At 51.9% G+C, this 19,338-nt stretch carries 20 protein-coding genes; 8 read left to right on the top strand and 12 right to left on the bottom strand.

The window, feature by feature from the left end; genetic code table 11:
• Window positions 1–332: 332 nt before the first annotated feature.
• Entirely contained in the window at window positions 333–1,856 is a 1,524-nt protein-coding gene (locus tag BZG76_RS13685) for a YifB family Mg chelatase-like AAA ATPase (RefSeq protein WP_077461775.1), read from the top strand.
• Here BZG76_RS13685 and BZG76_RS13680 read toward each other — a convergent pair whose 3' ends face one another.
• From BZG76_RS13680 to def, 9 genes are all read right to left on the bottom strand, one after another.
• On the bottom strand, window positions 1,857–2,573 hold the full coding sequence (locus tag BZG76_RS13680) for a thiol:disulfide interchange protein DsbA/DsbL (RefSeq protein WP_021022733.1): 717 nt from the start codon (window positions 2,571–2,573) through the stop codon (window positions 1,857–1,859).
• A gap of 32 nt (window positions 2,574–2,605) precedes the next feature.
• Window positions 2,606–3,586, bottom strand: coding sequence for a serine/threonine protein kinase (locus BZG76_RS13675; RefSeq protein ID WP_021022732.1), 981 nt, complete (start codon window positions 3,584–3,586; stop codon window positions 2,606–2,608).
• A gap of 105 nt (window positions 3,587–3,691) precedes the next feature.
• Window positions 3,692–5,119 carry a cytochrome c oxidase accessory protein CcoG gene (gene ccoG / locus BZG76_RS13670; RefSeq protein ID WP_077461774.1) on the bottom strand — a complete coding sequence of 476 codons (1,428 nt, stop codon included), beginning with the start codon at window positions 5,117–5,119 and terminating at the stop codon, window positions 3,692–3,694.
• A gap of 178 nt (window positions 5,120–5,297) precedes the next feature.
• On the bottom strand, window positions 5,298–5,573 hold the full coding sequence (locus tag BZG76_RS13665) for a YihD family protein (RefSeq protein WP_021022730.1): 276 nt from the start codon (window positions 5,571–5,573) through the stop codon (window positions 5,298–5,300).
• A gap of 94 nt (window positions 5,574–5,667) precedes the next feature.
• Complete coding sequence (locus BZG76_RS13660; RefSeq protein ID WP_077461773.1) at window positions 5,668–6,699, bottom strand: GGDEF domain-containing protein; 1,032 nt, start codon at window positions 6,697–6,699, stop codon at window positions 5,668–5,670.
• A gap of 141 nt (window positions 6,700–6,840) precedes the next feature.
• Window positions 6,841–8,217, bottom strand: coding sequence for a Trk system potassium transporter TrkA (trkA, locus tag BZG76_RS13655; protein WP_077461772.1), 1,377 nt, complete (start codon window positions 8,215–8,217; stop codon window positions 6,841–6,843).
• A gap of 22 nt (window positions 8,218–8,239) precedes the next feature.
• The gene (gene rsmB / locus BZG76_RS13650; RefSeq protein ID WP_077461771.1) at window positions 8,240–9,526 is read right to left on the bottom strand and encodes a 16S rRNA (cytosine(967)-C(5))-methyltransferase RsmB; all 1,287 of its coding nucleotides are present in this window, start codon (window positions 9,524–9,526) and stop codon (window positions 8,240–8,242) included.
• Between the two features lie 108 nt (window positions 9,527–9,634).
• Window positions 9,635–10,582, bottom strand: a complete 948-nt coding sequence (gene fmt, locus BZG76_RS13645; RefSeq protein WP_021022726.1) for a methionyl-tRNA formyltransferase — start codon at window positions 10,580–10,582, stop codon at window positions 9,635–9,637.
• A 7-nt stretch (window positions 10,583–10,589) separates the two neighbouring features.
• On the bottom strand, window positions 10,590–11,102 hold the full coding sequence (gene def, locus BZG76_RS13640; protein WP_077461770.1) for a peptide deformylase: 513 nt from the start codon (window positions 11,100–11,102) through the stop codon (window positions 10,590–10,592).
• A gap of 117 nt (window positions 11,103–11,219) precedes the next feature.
• Here def and BZG76_RS13635 point away from each other — a divergent pair, with 117 nt between their 5' ends.
• The 4 genes from BZG76_RS13635 to BZG76_RS13620 are packed head-to-tail and all read left to right on the top strand — an operon-like array spanning window position 11,220 to window position 14,435.
• Entirely contained in the window at window positions 11,220–12,275 is a 1,056-nt protein-coding gene (locus tag BZG76_RS13635; protein WP_077461769.1) for a LysM peptidoglycan-binding domain-containing protein, read from the top strand.
• Window positions 12,265–13,374: a DNA-processing protein DprA gene (gene dprA, locus BZG76_RS13630; RefSeq protein WP_077461768.1), complete on the top strand. Its 1,110-nt coding sequence runs from the start codon at window positions 12,265–12,267 to the stop codon at window positions 13,372–13,374. The genes BZG76_RS13635 and dprA overlap by 11 nt, the downstream gene beginning before the upstream one ends.
• A 2-nt stretch (window positions 13,375–13,376) precedes the next feature.
• Window positions 13,377–13,850 (top strand): DUF494 family protein, encoded by a 474-nt coding sequence (locus tag BZG76_RS13625; protein ID WP_021022722.1) that lies wholly within the window; start codon window positions 13,377–13,379, stop codon window positions 13,848–13,850.
• Between the two features lie 27 nt (window positions 13,851–13,877).
• Complete coding sequence (locus BZG76_RS13620) at window positions 13,878–14,435, top strand: DNA topoisomerase family protein (RefSeq protein ID WP_021022721.1); 558 nt, start codon at window positions 13,878–13,880, stop codon at window positions 14,433–14,435.
• On the opposite strand, the gene BZG76_RS13615 is transcribed toward BZG76_RS13620, so the two are convergent.
• Both BZG76_RS13615 and purE read right to left on the bottom strand, forming a co-directional pair.
• On the bottom strand, window positions 14,432–15,580 hold the full coding sequence (locus tag BZG76_RS13615) for a 5-(carboxyamino)imidazole ribonucleotide synthase (RefSeq protein WP_077461767.1): 1,149 nt from the start codon (window positions 15,578–15,580) through the stop codon (window positions 14,432–14,434). The genes BZG76_RS13620 and BZG76_RS13615 overlap by 4 nt on opposite strands.
• Window positions 15,581–15,585: 5 nt before the next feature.
• The gene (gene purE / locus BZG76_RS13610) at window positions 15,586–16,068 is read right to left on the bottom strand and encodes a 5-(carboxyamino)imidazole ribonucleotide mutase (RefSeq protein ID WP_077461766.1); all 483 of its coding nucleotides are present in this window, start codon (window positions 16,066–16,068) and stop codon (window positions 15,586–15,588) included.
• A gap of 178 nt (window positions 16,069–16,246) precedes the next feature.
• On the opposite strand from purE, the gene hemF reads away from it, so the two are divergent.
• From hemF to BZG76_RS13595, 3 genes are read left to right on the top strand one after another with little or no spacing between them, the layout of a single operon-like run.
• Window positions 16,247–17,164 (top strand): oxygen-dependent coproporphyrinogen oxidase, encoded by a 918-nt coding sequence (hemF, locus tag BZG76_RS13605; RefSeq protein ID WP_077461765.1) that lies wholly within the window; start codon window positions 16,247–16,249, stop codon window positions 17,162–17,164.
• 3 nt (window positions 17,165–17,167) lie between these two features.
• Window positions 17,168–17,992, top strand: a complete 825-nt coding sequence (aroE, locus tag BZG76_RS13600; protein WP_077461764.1) for a shikimate dehydrogenase — start codon at window positions 17,168–17,170, stop codon at window positions 17,990–17,992.
• On the top strand, window positions 17,989–18,249 hold the full coding sequence (locus tag BZG76_RS13595) for a DUF1488 family protein (RefSeq protein WP_077461763.1): 261 nt from the start codon (window positions 17,989–17,991) through the stop codon (window positions 18,247–18,249). The genes aroE and BZG76_RS13595 overlap by 4 nt, the downstream gene beginning before the upstream one ends.
• Here the strand turns inward: BZG76_RS13595 and BZG76_RS13590 are convergent.
• Window positions 18,246–18,785, bottom strand: coding sequence for a gamma carbonic anhydrase family protein (locus BZG76_RS13590; protein WP_021022715.1), 540 nt, complete (start codon window positions 18,783–18,785; stop codon window positions 18,246–18,248). The two genes, BZG76_RS13595 and BZG76_RS13590, sit on opposite strands and share 4 nt — an antisense overlap.
• Window positions 18,786–19,338: the final 553 nt, after the last annotated feature.

The following is a 19,338-nucleotide window of genomic DNA, read 5'->3' as shown; positions in this document are numbered from 1 at the left end:
GCTGTCTTTCGCGTACCTACACCCCTCGCGGAATAATGACCACGATGAGGCGAATAATGAGAACGATAGCGAAATTTAACATTTGTCTGTCTTATCTTTTATTGGGCCCATTTTATGAGCGTTTTGTTAATTATGTTTTTGTTTATGCCTGCTTGTTGCAGGTCAGTCACGGAGCCGATCTATCGCCGAGTCTCGTGTTTAATTGTTGTGCATTTGTAGTGGTATCACAGACCTCACTCGCATGACAAGAAAAAATTACTCTCAATCACAGATTAGCGCGGCAGTATAAGAGCTGGGTTTCATAGCGATGACAGTAAGCGGAGTGGGAAAATATGGCATTGGCGATAGTTCACAGTCGAGCCTGTGTCGGTGTAGAAGCGCCGAGTGTGACCGTAGAAGTACATATATCCAATGGTTTACCGGGGTTTGCACTGGTGGGCTTACCGGAAACGACGGTCAAAGAAGCCCGTGATCGGGTACGAAGTGCGATTGTGACCTCGAATTTTGAGTTCCCTTCACGCCGGATCACCGTCAACCTGGCCCCAGCCGACTTACCTAAAGAAGGGGGACGATTTGATTTACCCATTGCACTTGGGATCTTGGTGGCGTCGGGACAGTTGCCAGAAAAGCGTTTGAACGCGTTTGAGTTTTTAGGGGAACTGGTGTTGTCGGGGCAATTGCGGCCGGTTAAAGGCGCATTGCCGGCGGCGCTCGCCAGTCAAAAAGCGCAGCGAGCCCTGGTGGTACCGGATGATAATGCCAATCAAGTGGCACTGGTAGACAATGAGCGGCATGTGTCAGCGCCCGACCTGATTGCCGTGAGCCAACACCTAGCCGGCCAGCAAAGTTTATGTTTAAACGCTGTCCCTGCCGTGAATGACACGCCAGCGGTGACGCGATGCTTACGCGACATTATCGGTCAGCAACAAGGTAAGCGAGCGTTAGAAATTGCCGCCAGTGGCTCTCATAACTTACTTTTTGTGGGTCCTCCCGGTACTGGGAAAACCATGCTTGCGTCGCGTTTATGTGACTTACTGCCACCGATGAATGATGATGAAGCGTTGGCCTCAGCCGCCGTCACCTCTTTGACTCAACAACCTTTGCATGAGGGAAATTGGCGTCAGCGCCCTTTCCGTAGCCCCCACCATTCCAGCTCCATGGCAGCCTTGGTCGGAGGCGGCAGCGTACCGCGCCCTGGTGAGATTTCGCTGTCTCACCATGGGGTATTGTTTCTTGATGAAATGCCGGAGTTTGAGCGTCGCGTACTCGATGCGTTGCGCGAGCCGCTTGAGTCTGGCGAAATTGTGATTTCGCGCGCCAATGGTAAAACCCGGTTTCCGGCTCGCTTCCAACTTATCGGTGCATTAAACCCGAGTCCAACCGGTCATCACGAGGGTGAATTGGCCCGGTCTAACCCACAACAAATTCTGCGTTATTTAGCGCGTTTATCTGGCCCACTGTTAGACCGATTTGATATGTCCATTGATATTCCCGCACTGCCACGAGGCTGTCTTTCTAGTGGCGGAGAACGCGGTGAGTCAACGTCGACGGTAAAAGCGCGGGTAGCGGCTGCGCGTGAGCGTATGCTGGCACGCCAAGGAAAGGTGAATGCGTTGTTGAGTAATCAAGAAATGGAGCTGCATTGTCAGCTCGTTCAGGCTGATGCGGCGTTTTTAGAGCAGGCTTTACATCGATTGGGGTTGTCCGTTCGGGCCTATCACCGCATTATCAAGGTAGCACGTACCATTGCCGATCTTGGCGGCGACGCTCAGATCTCACGACCTCATTTAGCGGAAGCGCTGGGATATCGGGCGATGGATGGCTTATTGCGCCATCTCAACGCCCAAGTCAGCTAATTACTTTTGGGTCAGTAAAAAGTTGATCAACTGGAAGTATTCTTCCGGAGTTTCTACTGTTTTGGGTGTCACGTGATATTTGCCGTTGACGATCACCGCAGGCACACCGCGCAAGCCCGCTTTTTCGAACGATTGGTCGAAACGCTTGGCCATGGAGTTCGCGGCAAAGCTGTTGTAAGCGCTGTCAAATTCTTTGCCATCAATGCCGTTATCGACAAACATTTGGCGAACCTCCGCCAGTGATTTCGGTGGGTTTTGTGCCGCATGAATGCGATCAAACATCACCGGAATAATGGTTTTTTGTGCATCGAGCACAACCGCCGCTGCGTAGGCGCGTGTTACCACACTGCCCATCTCGCCGCCCATAAAAGACACATGGTGTTTTACCACTTTCGCATTATCAGGCACTTGTTGTTTGAGCTGCTGGACCAGTGGTTCAAACTGATAACAATGTGGGCAATAGAAAGAGAAAAACTCGGTCACTGTTGGGGAATCAGTTGCCGGCGTCTCTAGCACCTGGTAATCCTCACCAGCTTTAAAGCGGCCTGGTTTAGCATCCGCTACCTCAATCGGTGTTGCAGGCTCTGCCGACTCTGTTTGCGTCTGCGTGGTTTCGGTTGTTGGGGTGGTGTCTGGTGATGTCTGCGTCACGCTCTCAGGCTCAGAGCACGCGGTTAGGCCTACGACCAGTAGCAAAGGCAACAGTTTTTTAAACATGATTGAATGACTCTCCGTTATCGATTGAGCGCTTACGGATACAGTGTAAGCGGTGGTGCTTCAAGGGCGGCAAGCTGTTCTTTAAAAGCGAGCACCTGACCTTCCCAGTATTTTGCATCAGCAAACCAAGGAAATGCACGAGGAAAAGCCGGGTCTTGCCAGCGTTTTGCCAACCAGGCCATGTAATGCACCATTCTCAGACCTCGCAATGGCTCGATCAGTTGCAATTGGTCGGCGGGGAATTCACGAAATTCGCGATAACCCTCCGCCAAGGTGTCGAGTTGCGCGAGCTGATCGGCGCGACTGCCGTTTAAAAATAGCCATAAATCTTGCATCGCGGGACCGTTACGGGTGTCATCAAAATCGACAAATAGTGGACCGTCTCGCCACAAAATATTGCTGGGATGACAATCGCCATGGAGCCGAATCGCGGGCCACTCCGTGTGCCATCGCGCCGCGATGGCATCGATTAACCGATCGAGATCAGAGAAGAATGTCGCTTGCAGGCTTGCTGGGATCAAGCTGGCTTCTCCTAGCTCGCGGCGCGGCTGATAAAGGTGGCTGTCGAGATCAAATTTAGCGCGAGTTTGAAAAGGCTTAGCGGCGCCCATTTGGTGGATACGACCCAGGTAACGGCCGACAGCTTCGAGCTGATCCCAATTGTCCACTTCAAAGCCGCGACCGCCCACACTGGGGAATAAGGCAAAGCGAAAGCCTGACGCGTAAAAAAGACTGGTTCCCTCTCGTTGAATCGGCGCAACGACGGGAATATCTGCGTCAGCTAGCTCGCGGCAGAAAGCATGTTCTTCATGAATTTGCGCATCGGACCAGCGAGCGGGCCGATAGAACTTGACCACATAGCGCTGGCCATCATCGGCGACAAACTGGGCCACCCGGTTTTCATAGCTGTTCAGCGCGAGCAGGCCGGATTGAGGAAAAATACCGACCGATTCAATCGCATTTAATTGAACGTCGGGAGTAAGAGCATGAAAGTCAAAGCCTATCTCGGTCATACGCCACCTGAGAATGACAAAAGAAACGTTATAGTAACAAATAAAAAGGGCGCTGCCTGCGCCCTGTTTATTTGTCGTGAATGGTTGTTGTGGTGAATTGGCCGATTACAGATCCGTGATAAAGCGGCTTTCTGCCGTTACCCTTTTTTGTTTGTCGCCTGATTCACGCTCCATCACAAAGGTGATGTCGGCAATGCGTTGCTCCATCTCGTACGTATCGACTGCCAGACTAATCGGCAGTGAGAAAACCTCACCCGCTTGTACATTAACGGTTTGTGGCCCGTGCCATGTCACCTCATCCAAGCCTTTAACCGACAGCTGATATACGTCGTCTGTCTGCGTTTTATTTAAGATTTTTAAGGTGTAGGTATTTTCAACCAGTCCTTGGTTGTTAATGCGATACAGTTGATTACGGTCGCGTATCACATCCAGCTCCATCGGCATGACCGACATCGCCAGATAAATAAACATTGCAGTCACAATAACCATGACCGCCCCATAACCCACCAGTTTTGGTCGCATGACCGCGGTTTTCTTGCCTTCGAGCTTGTGCTCGGTGGTGTAGCTGATTAGGCCGCGCGCGTACCCCATGCGATCCATGGTTTCATCACACGCATCGACACAGGCACCACAGTTGATGCATTCATACTGCAAACCATCACGAATATCGATACCTGTCGGACACACTTGCACACATAGGTTGCAGTCAATACAGTCGCCTAATCCTAATGCTTTGGGATCTTTCTTACGTGGGCGAGGCCCGCGTTTTTCGCCGCGTTTGGCATCATAGCCAACGATAAAGGTGTCTTTATCAAACATTGCGGACTGAAAGCGCGCGTAGGGGCACATGTGAATACACATGATCGATCGCATCCAGCCCGCATTCCCGTAAGTACAGGCAGCAAAGAAGATCACCCAAAAGCCGACCCAAAAGCTAGTATCGAACGTGACTAAATCGACCGCGAGCGATTGCACGGGGACAAAGTAACCGACAAACGTGGCGCCCGTGACCAGAGATATGAGCCACCAAGCCGCATGCTTCGCGGCTTTTCGCGCGGCCAATGCCGGCGTAAGTTTGAGCGAGTCTTGTTTTCGGCGTTTGTTGGCCGCCCCCTCCAGCTTTTCTTCAAACCAGATAAAGAGAAAGGTCCATACTGTTTGCGGGCACAAATAGCCACACCACACCCGGCCAAGAAAAGTGGTAATAAAAAAGAGGCCGAAGGCGGCGAGCATCAAAAGTGCAGCCAACAAGGTCAGGTCTTGTGGCCACAACGTGGTGCCGAAAAAATTAAACTTTTGATTGCCTATATCCAGCAAAATGGCTTGTCGGCCTTGATACGGGATCCAGGGCGTTAGCAGAAACAGCAGCATAAAGAACCAGCCCATGTAACGGCGCATTCGCTGGTAATAGCCTTTCACCGCGCGTACATAAATGCGATTACTCGGATTAAAGCGATCGTCGTTACCTTTATGGGTTTTGGGATTGTATTCTTTTGCAGTCACGTCTTTGACGTTAATTTTTTTATCGCTCATGACATTGGCTTTCCTTGGGATAGCGGGTCCATGGTGCATTGCCAGGCCCTAATTATCATTGTGCCTGTGATTGTAGCGCAGCAAACGCCGTGAATACGCTACCAGAGTCATAGTTTGCGATACAGCCACAAACTGAACGAATTCCAACTATAACAGACGATTAGCGAGGGTCTCTGACTCACTCTTTTGTTGGGGTAATGCCTCTCGCCCGTAAAATAGCGGCTTTAAAGTCGTCTTCATTGTCTTTTGCAAGGCCAGGAATAGGCGCGTTGCTATCTTCTAGCCGCATTTTGAGTTGATAGATCAAGGTGTCGTCCGATAGCGTTGTTAAGTCATCGCGATGACCGGCCTCTTGGGCAATCAGATTGAGCATGGTCATGAGCGAGTGATTGGGCGTTTGTTGCCAAGATTGGTTCAGTAGATCGAGCAACTCGTTGATACGATGGCAGTGCATGGCGGGATCCTTAATGTGGCACGTAAAAAATACCATTTTGCCCGACGGCGAGCGGTGAATACTTAGCCAAGATCAAATTCCTCTCAGGCGAGAGTTAATTTATCGGCATCACACGATTACGCCCGAGGTTTTTGGCCTTATAGAGTTGTTGATCAGCACGATAAATGAGGTCGGCGCCAGATTCGCGAGCATGCTCGTCGTACTCTGCGACGCCCATAGACACGGTAATATGATCCAATGTTTGGCCACGACGCCGGTCTTTTATCACCATTCTATCGATAGCGGCACGTAGCGTTTCAGCGGTCCGTTTTGCGCTGTTTAGGCGTCTTTTAGGTAACAGTAGCGCAAACTCTTCGCCGCCGTAGCGGAACGCTTGTACGCCTTCTCGGCAGTAGTCGAGTAATCGCTTGGCGACCTGCTTCAAAGCGATATCGCCGAGCACGTGACCGTATGTATCGTTAAGTTGTTTAAAGTGATCGAGGTCGACGAGGACTAAAGCAAACGGCCAGGTTTGTGCGTTTTCGGTGTACGCATTGAGCTCGCGTTCAAAGGCGGCCCGATTGAGCAGGCCGGTTAAGCCATCATGGGTGGCTTGCTCGGTCATCTCTGCGAGGTTTTGTTTTAGTTGGGCAATTTCTTGCTGGGCATCACTCAGTTGGTGTTTAAAGTAGCGGGTCGATTGAGTCAGAGCTTGCGAGTCTTTCACTACATTACGGACAACGGCGATGGTTTCATCAATGGACAACCCTTCGTTTTCAACGCGAGACAGCTGTTCGAATGTTTTGTCGAGTACCGAGTGAAACGCGTCTGTGTCCTGAAGCGTGTCCGACATCGAATGACTCATCTCTGTCATCATTGACTCAAGGCTTTGCTTAAGGCTGCCAATGTTCTGGCTGTGTTTATCCGCCATATGCTTTTGATACAAGATGTCGCTTTGAAGAGGACTGCACGTGCCATGCTCATGGACGGTGGTATCGACGTCAGCGGTGAGCTTTGCATCGGTATTGGCGACGTAGGTGTACCATAGCGCGTAGTTGGTCGGTGTCGTGGGCACCTTATATTTCATCATCAAAGGGACCGCTTTTTTGAGAAATACGGTCGATTGTTGAAATTGATCGTCTGACATGGCGGTCCTTTCTGCTAAGCAACATAGATAGGCACTTTGTTCAGTGTATACCCAAAGTGACAGGAGTGGCAGCATTGAGGTAAAAAGCGTGAGCCTGCAGACACGGATGTCTGCAGGCTTGTGTTGGCGCAAGAACGGGTGTTAAAGAAAGAACGGGCTGGGTTGGAATAGGCGTTCAACATCCGGAATGTATTTTTTATTCACCAAGAATAACACCACATGATCATCTTGCTGGATCACGGTTTTATCATGGGCAATCAATACTTCATCGCCTCGTACAACCGCACCTATGGTCGTGCCCGGTGGTAACTTTATCTCGCCAATTGCCCGGCCAACCACTTTGGACGTTGACGCATCACCGTGAGCAATTGCTTCAATTGCTTCAGCGGCGCCGCGTCGTAATGACGACACATTGACAATATCGGCGCGGCGTACATGGGTGAGCAACGCCGAAATCGTCGCTTGTTGGGGGGAGATGGCAATATCAATCACCCCACCTTGAACCAAGTCGACATAAGCACCGCGTTGAATCAGCACCATGACTTTTTTTGCCCCTAGGCGTTTAGCGAGCATTGCCGACATAATATTGGCTTCATCTTCGTTGGTGACCGCGATAAAGACATCAATCTGCTCAATGTGCTCTTCGCTGAGTAATTCCTGGTCAGACGCATCGCCACAAAAAACGGTGGTTTCTTCTAATAGCTCAGCCAGGTGTTCAGCACGAGCTGGATTGCGCTCAATTAACTTCACGCTGTACTGGCGCTCAAGTGCCATGGCTAGGCCAGCACCAATATTCCCCCCACCCACAATCATGATGCGTTTGTAAGGCTTTTCGAGGCGCTGCAGTTCACTCATCACTGAGCGGATATGGTTGCTGGCGGCGACGAAAAAGACTTCATCATCGGCTTCGATAATGGTCGTGCCTTGGGGGCGAATCGGGCGGTCACGCCGAAAGATAGCGGCAACACGGGTATCGACATGCGGCATGTGCTCGCGCAGTGCTGAGAGCGCTTTGCCGACCAAAGGCCCGCCGTAATAGGCCTTAACAGCCACCAGGCCCACTTTTTTGTCGGCAAAGCTGACCACTTGTAACGCGCCTGGGTATTCAATTAAGCGACGAATATAATGCGTCACCAGCTCCTCTGGGGCGATAAGGTGGTCAACCGGACAGGCGTCACTGTTAAACAGTTGCTCTTTTACCGCGAGATATTCAGGACTTCGGATCCGAGCAACACGATTGGGTGTGTTAAAGCGGGTAAAAGCGACCTGACAAGCGATCATGTTTGTTTCATCGGAGTTGGTTACGGCAACCAGCATATCCGCATCTTGCGCGCCAGCCTCTTGCAAGGTCGACGGATGGCTGGCAAACCCGTGTACAACACGTAAGTCGTATTTATCTTGCAGTTCGCGAAGCCGTTCTGGGGCGCGGTCAACAATGGTGATGTCATTGTTTTCTCCGACCAGATTTTCTGCCAAGGTACCGCCGACTTGGCCTGCACCCAAGATAATGATTTTCATGTTGTTGTTACTCCCTGCCTCGTTACTTGCCGGTTGGCTTTTTTAGGCATGCGTAATAGAAGCCGTCCATATCGTGTTCTCCGGGGAGAATTTGTCGTCCTGGCTGGTCGTGGGTGCCGGTGCGCAATATTGCTGTTGGCTCGCGAGTTAAAAAGGCGCGAATTTGTGTCGCGTTTTCATCCGGTAATACCGAGCAGGTCGCGTAGACCAGCGTACCGCCTGGCGCCAATTGCTGCCACATTGCGTCTAAAATCTCCGCTTGTAACGTGACCAAGGCTTGAATATCGCTATCGCGTCTTAGCCATTTAATGTCCGGATGGCGACGGATCACACCTGTGGCCGAGCAGGGCGCATCCAGCAAAATGCGATCAAATGCTGGGCCCGTGTGCCAAGCGCTCGGCAAGCGAGCATCGGCGTGTTTCACCTCAGCATTAAGCCCTAAGCGCGATAGGTTCTCTTTGATCCGCGACAAGCGATTTTCATCGGCATCAATGGCAGTGACGATCGCATCAGGCTGATGTTCAAGAATATGACAGGTTTTGCCACCGGGGGCGGCACAGCAGTCGAGAATGTGCTCTGCTGAATCGGGCTGGAGGTAGTCGACAGCGAGTTGTGCGGCGGCATCTTGTACCGATACCCAACCTTGGGTAAAGCCTGGCAAACGTGTTACGTCGCACGGTGCGTCGAGCTTGATAGCGTCCAAAGCTTGGGTGTGCGGAGAACCAGCGATACCAGCCGCTTGCAGTTCAGCAAGGTAACTTGCCTGAGTATGATGCTGGCGGTTTACGCGCAACCACATGGGGGCTTTTTGATGATTCGCCGCGATAATCTCTTGCCACTGGTTAGGGTAGGCCTGTTGAAGACGCGTTAATAACCAGCTGGGATGGCAGTGTTGCCCGGCGGACTCGGCTTGACTGGCATCATCGAGCGAGGCTTGATCGCGTTGATAGTTACGCAATATCGCATTGATAAGGCCACGTAACTGCGGACGCTTGAGTGTTTTGGTCGCGTTGACCGTTTCCGCCACCGCGGCATGGGCCGGAATACGCATATAGCCGAGTTGATAGAGGCCAACGAGTAACAGGTGATGAAACACACGTTGCTTACCTTTTAATGGTTTGTCCATCAAAGCTTGCACGATATGCTCTAAACGCGGCAACCAACGTAAGGTGCCGTAGCAGATCTCTTGCAGTAATGCCGCATCCCGTGGTGCGATGTGCTGCTGCGCAAGTGGCAGTTGCTGCGAGAGGGATTGGCCTTGATCGACCACTTGATATAGAACGCGGGCAGCCGCGGCTCTTACATTCATATGTTTACCCATTAAAAGGCCAAAATGGCATCAGACGATAGCGTCGCCTGTTACATTAAAAAAGGCCAGCGTACTGGCCTTAAACGATGTTGCTACAAAACGCACCCTTTATACTAATTGGGTGCCGGTTTCAAACCACTCGCGACGCGCATTGAGCAGCTCGTGAGCCTGCATGGCTTTCTTGCCCGGTGGCTGTAGGTGTGTCAGCTGAAGAACACCTTTGCCGGTCGCAATTTGAATACCGTGTTTATCAGTGTTAATGACGGTCCCCGGCGCAGCATCAACATCAATATCGAGTGCGTTCGCGCCCCACACTTTGATATTTTGCTCACCTAAGGTGAAAAAACTCACCGGGCGAGGATTGAATGCGCGTACACAGCGTTCGATAAACGCCGCGTCTTGATGCCAATCGATATGAGCTTCTTGCTTGGTTAGCTTTTCGGCGTAATTGGCTTTGGCGTCATTTTGCGGTTCAGCCAATATAATGCCGTTGGCCATATCATTGAGGCAATCAATCAGTGCCTGTGGACCCAGCTCAGCCAAGCGCTCATACAGACTGCCACTGGTTTCTTTGTCATCAATCGGTAAGGTGGCGATTTTTAACATGTCACCGGTATCGAGCCCTTCATCCATCTGCATGATGGTGACGCCGGTTTCGTTATCGCCTGCCCAGACCGCTCGCTCAATCGGTGCGGCACCACGCCAACGTGGCAAAATTGAGCCATGCACATTAACGCAGCCCAACCTTGGGATCGTTAACACGGCTTTCGGCAAAATAAGTCCATAGGCGACCACCACCAGAACGTCGGCATCGAGTGCGGCTAACTCGGCCTGTGCCGTTTCGTCACGCAACGTGCGAGGCTGGTATACCGGGAGTGCATGTTCAATCGCCAGTTGTTTAACTGGGCTCGCCGTGAGCTTTTTGCCCCGTCCTGCTGGTTTATCTTCGCGGCTATAGACCGCAATGACCTCATGCTCACTGTCGAGCAAGGCTTGTAAATGGCGCGCGGCAAAGTCCGGCGTGCCCGCAAATACTATACGCAGCGGTTTGCTCAAAGTGACCTCAGCTTACTTTTTGGTTAGCGCGTTTGAGTTTTTCCATTTTTTGCTTGATGCGTTGGCGCTTCAATGGTGATAGATAATCAACGAATAGCTTGCCTTCTAAGTGGTCAAGCTCGTGTTGAATACAAATCGCCAGTAAGTCGTCTGCATCGAACTGAAATGGATTGCCGTCACGATCGAGTGCTTTGACCGTCACTTCGGCTGCTCGAGGCACTAAGGCACGTGAGCTCGGCACAGAGAGGCACCCTTCTTCAATACCGTCTTCACCTCGCTTTTCGATAATTTCAGGGTTGATCAGCACCATAGGCTCGTCACGCGTTTCTGATACATCGATCACGACCATGCGTTGGTGAAAATCAACCTGAGTAGCGGCAAGACCGATACCGTCTTGGTCGTACATGGTTTCAATCATGTCATCGGCCATTTTCTGGATCTCAGGGGTAACGGTATCCACCGGTTTCGCAACGGTGCGAAGGCGCTCATCTGGAAATGTTAATACGTTCAGTAAAGCCATAACGTCTCGCAAAAATTGAACTGTGCCGAATGCGGCACGGGATAATTGGGTTAATTCTAGACATTTTGCCAGCCAATTGACAGCATCAGCGCGTTCTGTCTGACAAGGAAGACGACGATGACAAAGAAACTGTGTAGGCTTGCTATGGCAGTCCTATTGACAGCGCTACTCCCGTTCAGTGTGGCGGCACAAAAGAGTGAAACACGTTATACCGTTGAGCGTGGCGATACGCTTTGGGATATTGCCGCCACCTTTTTTGCTGACCCTTGGCATTGGCCAAAGGTATGGTACGACAACCCAAGTATAAAGGATCCACACCTTATCTACCCGGGCGATACGTTGACGCTTAAGTGGCAACAAGGGAAACCGCATCTAACATACCAAGCCTCTCACACGATAGCCGCAGACGAACCGGCATCGCCTGTGCCCAGTGTTGCGCCCTTACTCTTACCCCACCTAGCACAAGATACCTTGATTGAGAAAGCACGATTAGTCGCGTTACCCAGGGTGTTGGGCTCGCCTGAGGGGCGTCGCCTTTTATCGGCGGCAGACACTGTGTATATCGATGCCGCATTACACGCGATCGATTGGCAGGTATATCGGGTCGCGCACACCTTTTCGCATCAACGCGCAGATCAAACGGCTGATAATCGCCCACAAATGGTTAGCTTGACGCACGTGGCCAATGGTTCAATCACCGAGGTGGCGTCGAACTATAGCGTGATGACACTGACTCAGGTCAATCAAGAGATACGACCCAATGACGTGCTATTGCCGGCCCCCGACCGTGTTCAGGCGCCATTCTGGCCTTATCCTGCGAAAATCAAAGCGACCTTATTGGGTCACCTTTACGGCAGTGAATACGTGGCTCAAGGGCAGTTAGTCGTTCTGGATAAAGGGGCAAAGGCGCAGGTTTCGGCCGGGCAAGTATTTGAAGTCACTCAACCTGGAAAACAGGTCGTGAATCAGCCAGGTGAGTACCAGTATCAAGCACAAGCCGATAAAACCCCACGTGAGGTCACTGTATTACCGAACGTCAAAGTCGGTGAGCTGATGGTTATCCGCTCCTATCCATGGATGAGTTTGGCTGTCGTACAGCAAGCCACTCAGCCGATTAAAGCGGGTATGCAGGCGATTCCGCCTTCAAGCGCTCGGATCAGTCATGAAAGATGAGACGTTATACGCGTGGTTAACCTTGGCTCAAGTGCCACGGCTACGGGCCAGGCAACGTCGAAAACTCTTATCGACATGGCCGGTCGAGGCTATCCATCAGCAATCTCAGCAGGCGTTGGCCGCGATTGGATTAAGTGAGGATCAATGCCAGGCGATATGCAGCCCAAATCAGGCGTTAATCAATGCCAGCTTGCGCTGGGCCGAGGCGCCCGATTGCCACTTATTGTGTTTTGATCATCCCGCTTATCCCTCGTTGTTAAAAGAAATCGCTAGCGCGCCTCTCATTCTCTATGTTCAAGGTGATCCCAGCGCCTTAGCCAAGCCCCAGCTCGCCATGGTTGGCAGTCGTCATGCCACCCAATCTGGATTGACGACGGCTTATCACTTTGCCAAACAGTTGGCCGACTACGGGTTGACCATTACCAGCGGTTTAGCCTTGGGCATTGATGGGCGGGCGCATAAAGGTGCCTTAGACGGCAATGGACAAACATTGGCGGTGCTCGGCAGCGGGCTAGGGCGTATTTATCCTGCACGTCACCGTGACTTAGCCAGCCAAATTATTACGCAAGGGGCGTTGGTGTCCGAGTTCTGGCCAGATGCGCCGCCACGGGCGGAACACTTTCCTCGTCGTAACCGTCTGATCAGTGGCTTATCAGCGGGCGTATTAGTGGTGGAAGCGGCACCGCAAAGTGGCTCATTGATTACGGCGCGCTACGCACTTGAGCAAAATCGAGGAGTGTTTGCGATCCCAGGCCCAATCGATCAGGTCCAAGCGCGTGGATGCCATCAATTGATCAAGCAGGGCGCAACCTTGACGGACAGTGTGGATGATATTTTAAGTGAAGTAGACAGTTTGGTTCAGTTTGCAGTGAGCCAACAAAGCGAATTATTTAGTGATGCGCCCAAGTTAGATGCCGATCAAGGATTGCCATTTCCCACGCTGTTGGCTAACGTAGGGACTAACGCGACGTGTGTCGACGTACTAGCTGAGCGCTGCAACCAACCGGTTCACGAAATCATGATGCAGTTGTTAGACTTAGAACTCCAGGGGCTTGTAGCAGCAGTACCCGGTGGCTATGTCAGAACGAGGAGGGGCTAGCCATGATGGACATTCTTATGTACCTGTTTGAAACCTACATCCACAGTGATGTCGAGGTCATTATCGATCAGGACGAGTTAGCGGATGAATTGTCCCGTGCGGGTTTTCATCAAGATGATATTTATAAGGCCCTAAACTGGCTGGAAAAATTAGCTCAGTTACAAAACGCGGATAAACAGCCCTATCTAACAGGCAGTGCACAGAGCTCGATTCGTGTATTCACGGAGCAAGAAACCCGTTTTCTCGATCAAGAAAGCCGAGGTTTTTTATTGTTTTTAGAACAAGCTGGGGTGCTGTCACCAGAAACGCGTGAGATGGTGATCGATCGGGTGATGGAGTTAGAAACGCAAGAGTTTGGTTTGGATGATCTAAAATGGGTGATCCTAATGGTGCTGTTTAACGTGCCAGGTAATGAGCGCGCGTATACGCAAATGGAAGACATGCTGTACGACGCACAAGAGGGGTACGTGCATTAACGCTTATCAATAACAGTAAAGGTGTGAATGAATACAGATAACACCCCGAAGACCCAGGAGCGCTGCCCGGAATGTGGCAGCGCTCTTGCGTTTAAATCGGGCAAACGAGGCCCGTTTCTGGCCTGTACGGCCTATCCAGACTGCCACTATACTAAAGCGTTACACCATGGTGATGGCCATGTGGTGAAAGCGCTTGGCGTGACCTGTCCGGCGTGTCAGCAGGGAGAGTTGGTGCTGCGTCAAGGTCGATTCGGCATGTTTATTGGCTGCGATCAGTTCCCGCAATGCACGCATATCGAAAAACCAGATGAACCCGATCACACCACTCTAACCTGCCCAGCCTGCCACAAAGGTGAGCTGGTGGAGCGCACCTCGCGTTACGGAAAGCGCTTTTTTGCCTGTGATCAGTACCCTAAGTGCCATTTTGCCGTGAATGCACAACCGATAGCCGGTACCTGCGAGGCATGTGGTTTTGCACTCTTGGTCGAGCGTAAAAAAGGTGGGAAAACCGTGCATCAATGTGCCGATAAGCCCTGCAGCGCGATTCAAGATGAATCGGCTGCAGAGTCGGAGAGTGAGGATTAATCGGCTTGTGCGGCCAGTGCTAACGCGGCGGACTGTAAACCGTGAAAGGTGTCGCCGGGCAGGTAGCTGGCGAGGCTCGCTAACGTGGTGGCAAGCTCGGCGTTCGAGGTGGCCGTGACATTGATATGGCCCACTTTGCGCCCTGGGAGAGGCGTTTTGTTGTACCAATGCACATGGGCGTCGCGATAGGTCGCAAGCGGGACACTACCTTGACCCAAAATATTGATCATCGCAGCGGGCTGAACTAAACGGGTAGCGCCAAGCGGTAAGCCGCTGACCGCACGCAAGTGGTTTTCAAACTGACAACAGGCGCTACCTTGCTGGGTCCAGTGGCCCGAGTTATGGACTCGAGGTGCGATTTCGTTCACCAGCAAGCGACCGTCAACATCAAAAAATTCGACCGCGAGCACACCCACATAATTGAGTGTGTCGGCAATCTTTTTCACCATTTCAGCCGCTTGTAACTGCAAATCCTGTTCGTCAGGCCGTGCCACCGACAAAGTCAGTACGCCGTTGTGGTGATGGTTTTGGGTTAGGCTGTAGCTGGCAAATTCGCCATTGGCACCACGTACACCAATTAGTGACACTTCACGCTCAAAAGGGATCATGGCCTCAGCAATGATCGCTTGACCATCGCGCTGCTCGGGCGCGGCAAGAAAGGCGTCCAATTCGGCCCATAATGCGCTGAGATTATCACCATCACGATAGCGCCATTGCCCTTTGCCGTCATAACCATCGAGCGTGCTTTTTAACACCAAGGGCGCGCCCAGTGCATCGACGGCCTTTTCCAAATCCGCCTGTGTATACACCACACGGTATGGCGCGTTAGCCACCCCAGCTTGCATCAATAAGGCTTTCTCTATTTGACGGTCGCCACCGGTTAAAATTGCCTGCGCACTGGGTCGTAACTTTCCGCTTTGCTCGCATTGATGCAAAATGTTGGCAGGAATATGTTCAAATTCAGCGGTGATAATATCCGCGCCGGCTATCGCGGTATCGAGCCCTTGACCGAGTGGCTGCTGGGTTAAAGGATGGATAATGTCGCCGCTGCGCACATCATAAGCACTGACGATAAGATTGAGCGGCGCGCCGGCTAATGCCATCATCCGGGCCAGTTGTCCCGCGCCTAACACCAGAATATTCATGGTCGTTACCCTTGTGGGTTAGGCTGAGCGAGAACGGCCTCGGTTTGCGTTTGGCGAAACGCATCCACTTTTGCCATCAAGTCAGGGTCGGCCGTGGCGAGAATTTGTGCCGCAAGGAGGCCTGCATTCGCAGCGCCTGCCTCACCAATAGCGAGCGTGCCCACCGCCACGCCTTTTGGCATTTGAGCAATCGAAAGCAATGAATCCATGCCCTTTAATGCTTTTGACTGGACCGGAACGCCGAGCACCGGCAGGCTGGTGTGTGCGGCGGTCATCCCAGGCAGATGGGCGGCGCCACCGGCGCCGGCAATAATCACTTTAATCCCGCGCTCGGCCGCTTGTTGGGCGTAGTCGGCAAGTAACTGTGGTGTGCGGTGGGCAGAGACAATACGGGTTTCGTAAGGGATGGCAAAGTGATCCAACATAGCCGCTGCATGTGTCATGGTAGGCCAATCGGATTGCGAGCCCATGATGATACCGACAGTCATAATACGTCCTTCTTGATGACAAGCGTGAATAAGATAAGCTGAGCGTGACGCGAATTATACCCAGATTTCATCGCAAGGAAAACGTTTGCGTCAGCGGTGGGAGATGAAATTCCGTCAAGATCCCACTGCGTGGATCAGGTAAAGTACATACATAGTCTCAGTAACAAAGGATGTGAGCGTGGCACACGGTCAGTCGACAATTGATAAGCAAGCCGTGAAGGCTTTTTTCCTCCAGCTTCAAGATGATATTTGCCAACAGCTTGCGCAACAAGATGGTCAAGCGCACTTTATTGAAGATGCGTGGGAGCGTGAGAAAGGGGGTGGTGGCCGCAGTCGCGTCCTACGTCAGGGCCAAGTATTTGAACAAGCGGGAGTGAACTTCTCGCATGTATTTGGCGATCAAATGCCTGCTTCGGCGACAGCACACCGTCCGGAGCTCGCCGGGCGCTGTTTTGAGGCCATGGGGGTGTCGTTAGTGATCCATCCTCATAACCCATACGTGCCAACCTCACACGCGAACGTGCGTTTTTTCATTGCCGAAAAAGAAGGCGCTGATCCTGTGTGGTGGTTTGGCGGTGGCTTTGACCTCACGCCTTTCTATCCGTTCGAGGAAGACTGTCAGCACTGGCATGAGACCGCCAAAGCCTTGTGCGCGCCCTTTGGTGATAGCGTGTACGCTGATCACAAAGTATGGTGCGATCGCTATTTTTATCTGCCCCATCGTGATGAAACCCGTGGCGTCGGCGGGCTTTTCTTTGATGATTTGAACCAATGGCCATTCGAACAGTGCTTTGCCTACACCCAAGCGGTTGGAAAAGGTTTTATCGATGCCTACCTGCCGATTGTACAGCGCCGCAAAGCTACGCCCTATGGTGAGCGTGAACGCGATTTCCAGCTTTACCGTCGCGGACGCTATGTTGAGTTTAACTTGGTGTATGACAGAGGCACGCTATTTGGCTTGCAAAGTGGTGGTCGCACCGAATCTATCCTGATGTCGATGCCGCCGATGGCACGCTGGGAATATAACTGGTCACCTGATGACGATGCGCCGGAAGCGAGACTCTATCGCGATTACCTTAAACCGAGGGAGTGGTAACCAATGACCGATCGTTATTGTGTGGTCGGCCATCCGATTGGCCACAGTAAGTCGCCGCAGATCCACGCCGCGTTTGCGACACAAACCCAACAAGACATCGACTATCAAGCCATTGAGGCGCCGCTTGAAGGCTTTGTGACCACCATGCAGGCGTTTTTTGCGCAAGGAGGGCGCGGCGCCAATGTGACCGTGCCTTTTAAACAGCAAGCGTATGATTGGGCTGATACACTGACAGAGCGTGCCCGCCGCGCCGGTGCCGTGAATACGCTGGTTAAGCAAAGCGATGGCTCCCTACTGGGTGATAATACGGATGGGGCAGGTTTGGTGACGGACTTACACCACCACCATGTGGCACTGCGCGATAAGCGCATTATAGTCGTGGGAGCGGGCGGTGCCGCACGGGGTGTGTTGCTTCCTTTACTAGAGCAAGCGCCAGCATCGCTGATGATTGTCAATCGCACCGAGCAAAAAGCCCAGCAATTAGCCGCTGCATTTGGTGAGGCCGGACCGATCACCAGCCATGCCGTGGATAAACCCATGGCGGCGCCTGTTGATGTGATCATTAACGCGACCTCGGCGAGCTTACATCAAAGCTATCCCCCTCTCCCGCAAGGAGCGATTGGCCCAAACACCACTGTCTATGACATGGTGTATCAAGCTGGCAGCACAACCAGCAACCAATGGGCGCAACGCCAAGGAGCAGGGCGGTGTTTAGACGGCTTGGGTATGCTGGTGGAACAAGCGGCGGAAAGCTTTGCTATATGGCGCGGCTGTCGGCCACAAACCGAACGTGTGCGTGAGCAGTTAAGAGAGGCACTCAATCGATGAATCAGTCCCTTATTCTGGCTGCGGACGAAGCGCAAGTCGATACGGCAAAGGCCCGTGTTTGTTTCTACGGCCAACTTAATAGTGCATTGTTAACATGCGCTGTCCGCTTTACCACCTTATCTGCGCTCGCCGGCTATGCGGTAGACTCGGATAATGCGCAGGCGATTGTCGAACAGGTTTGGTTTGATATTGAAGAGCAAATGGAAGCGGCCATCGAATCAGAAGCGTTTGAACCCGATGGCAGCTTGGTGATCTAGTGCTCGCAGCGGTAGATGTCTTTGGTGTCGACATAGTTTTGCGCTGAGCGGGCAAAATAAGCACGCTCTTTGTCAGTGAGGGGGCGAACCTGTTTGACCGGTGAGCCAACATACAGGTAGCCGCTCTCTAAGCGTTTTCCGGGCGGGACTAAACTGCCAGCGCCAATCAGCACTTCATCTTCAATCACAGCGTCATCAAGAATAATCGTCCCCATTCCCACGAGGACTCGGTTGCCAATCCGGCAGCCGTGTAACATGACCTTGTGGCCGATTGTCACCTCTTCGCCAATGATCAACGGGTAACCTTGTGGGTTTTCGGCATTTTTGTGGGTGACATGAAGGACTGAGCCATCTTGCACATTGGTCCGTGCGCCAATCTGGATATGGTTTACGTCACCACGTGCCGCAACCAGCGGCCAAATACTCACATCATCGCCTAGCGTAATATCGCCAGCCAATACACTGGATTCATCAATATAGACGCGTTCGCCAAGCTGAGGCGTCATGCCTTTATAAGCGCGCAGCTGTTTTGCCATCACAAATCCCTCTTTATATCGCGATACAATGTCAGATAACGCTGACTTTGTTACCAGTTTTACACTCTAGCGAGCAAAAAAACAGCGAGTGACAGTTTTTTTCTAAAAAACCACTAAAAAGGGGTTGCCAATCTGATCAGCTTCCCTATAATGCGCCTCCATCGACACGGCACACAGGGCAAGCGCTCAGCGCCATGTTGAAGTAAAAAATCAAATAAAAATAAACGCTTGACGTGAGTTTTTAAAAGATTAAGATAGCCGCCCACTTAACGCCAAGCGTTAGGGGAGTCAAGAAGAGGTTTTATTTCCGGCCTGAGGGTTGAAAATAAAAGATAAAATTTCTTCTTGACTTTAACGGTAAGGCGCGTAAGATACGCAGCCCTGACCAAGCGAAGCGCAGCTTCGCACAGTCAACGCTCTTTAACAATTTGACCTATGCAATCTGTGTGGGCACTCGTTGAGAATAGACAAAAAGATTTATTCGATGAACTGAGTGACCAATACGAAACAACGTTTACGTTGTTCGGCACAGTTTTACGTTGTTCGGCACAGT

The organism is Salinivibrio sp. AR647, from assembly GCF_001995415.1.
Taxonomy (GTDB): Bacteria; Pseudomonadota; Gammaproteobacteria; order Enterobacterales; family Vibrionaceae; genus Salinivibrio; species Salinivibrio costicola.
The sequence above is the reverse complement of the archived record's forward strand: the minus strand, read 5'-3'. Positions and strand labels throughout refer to the sequence as shown.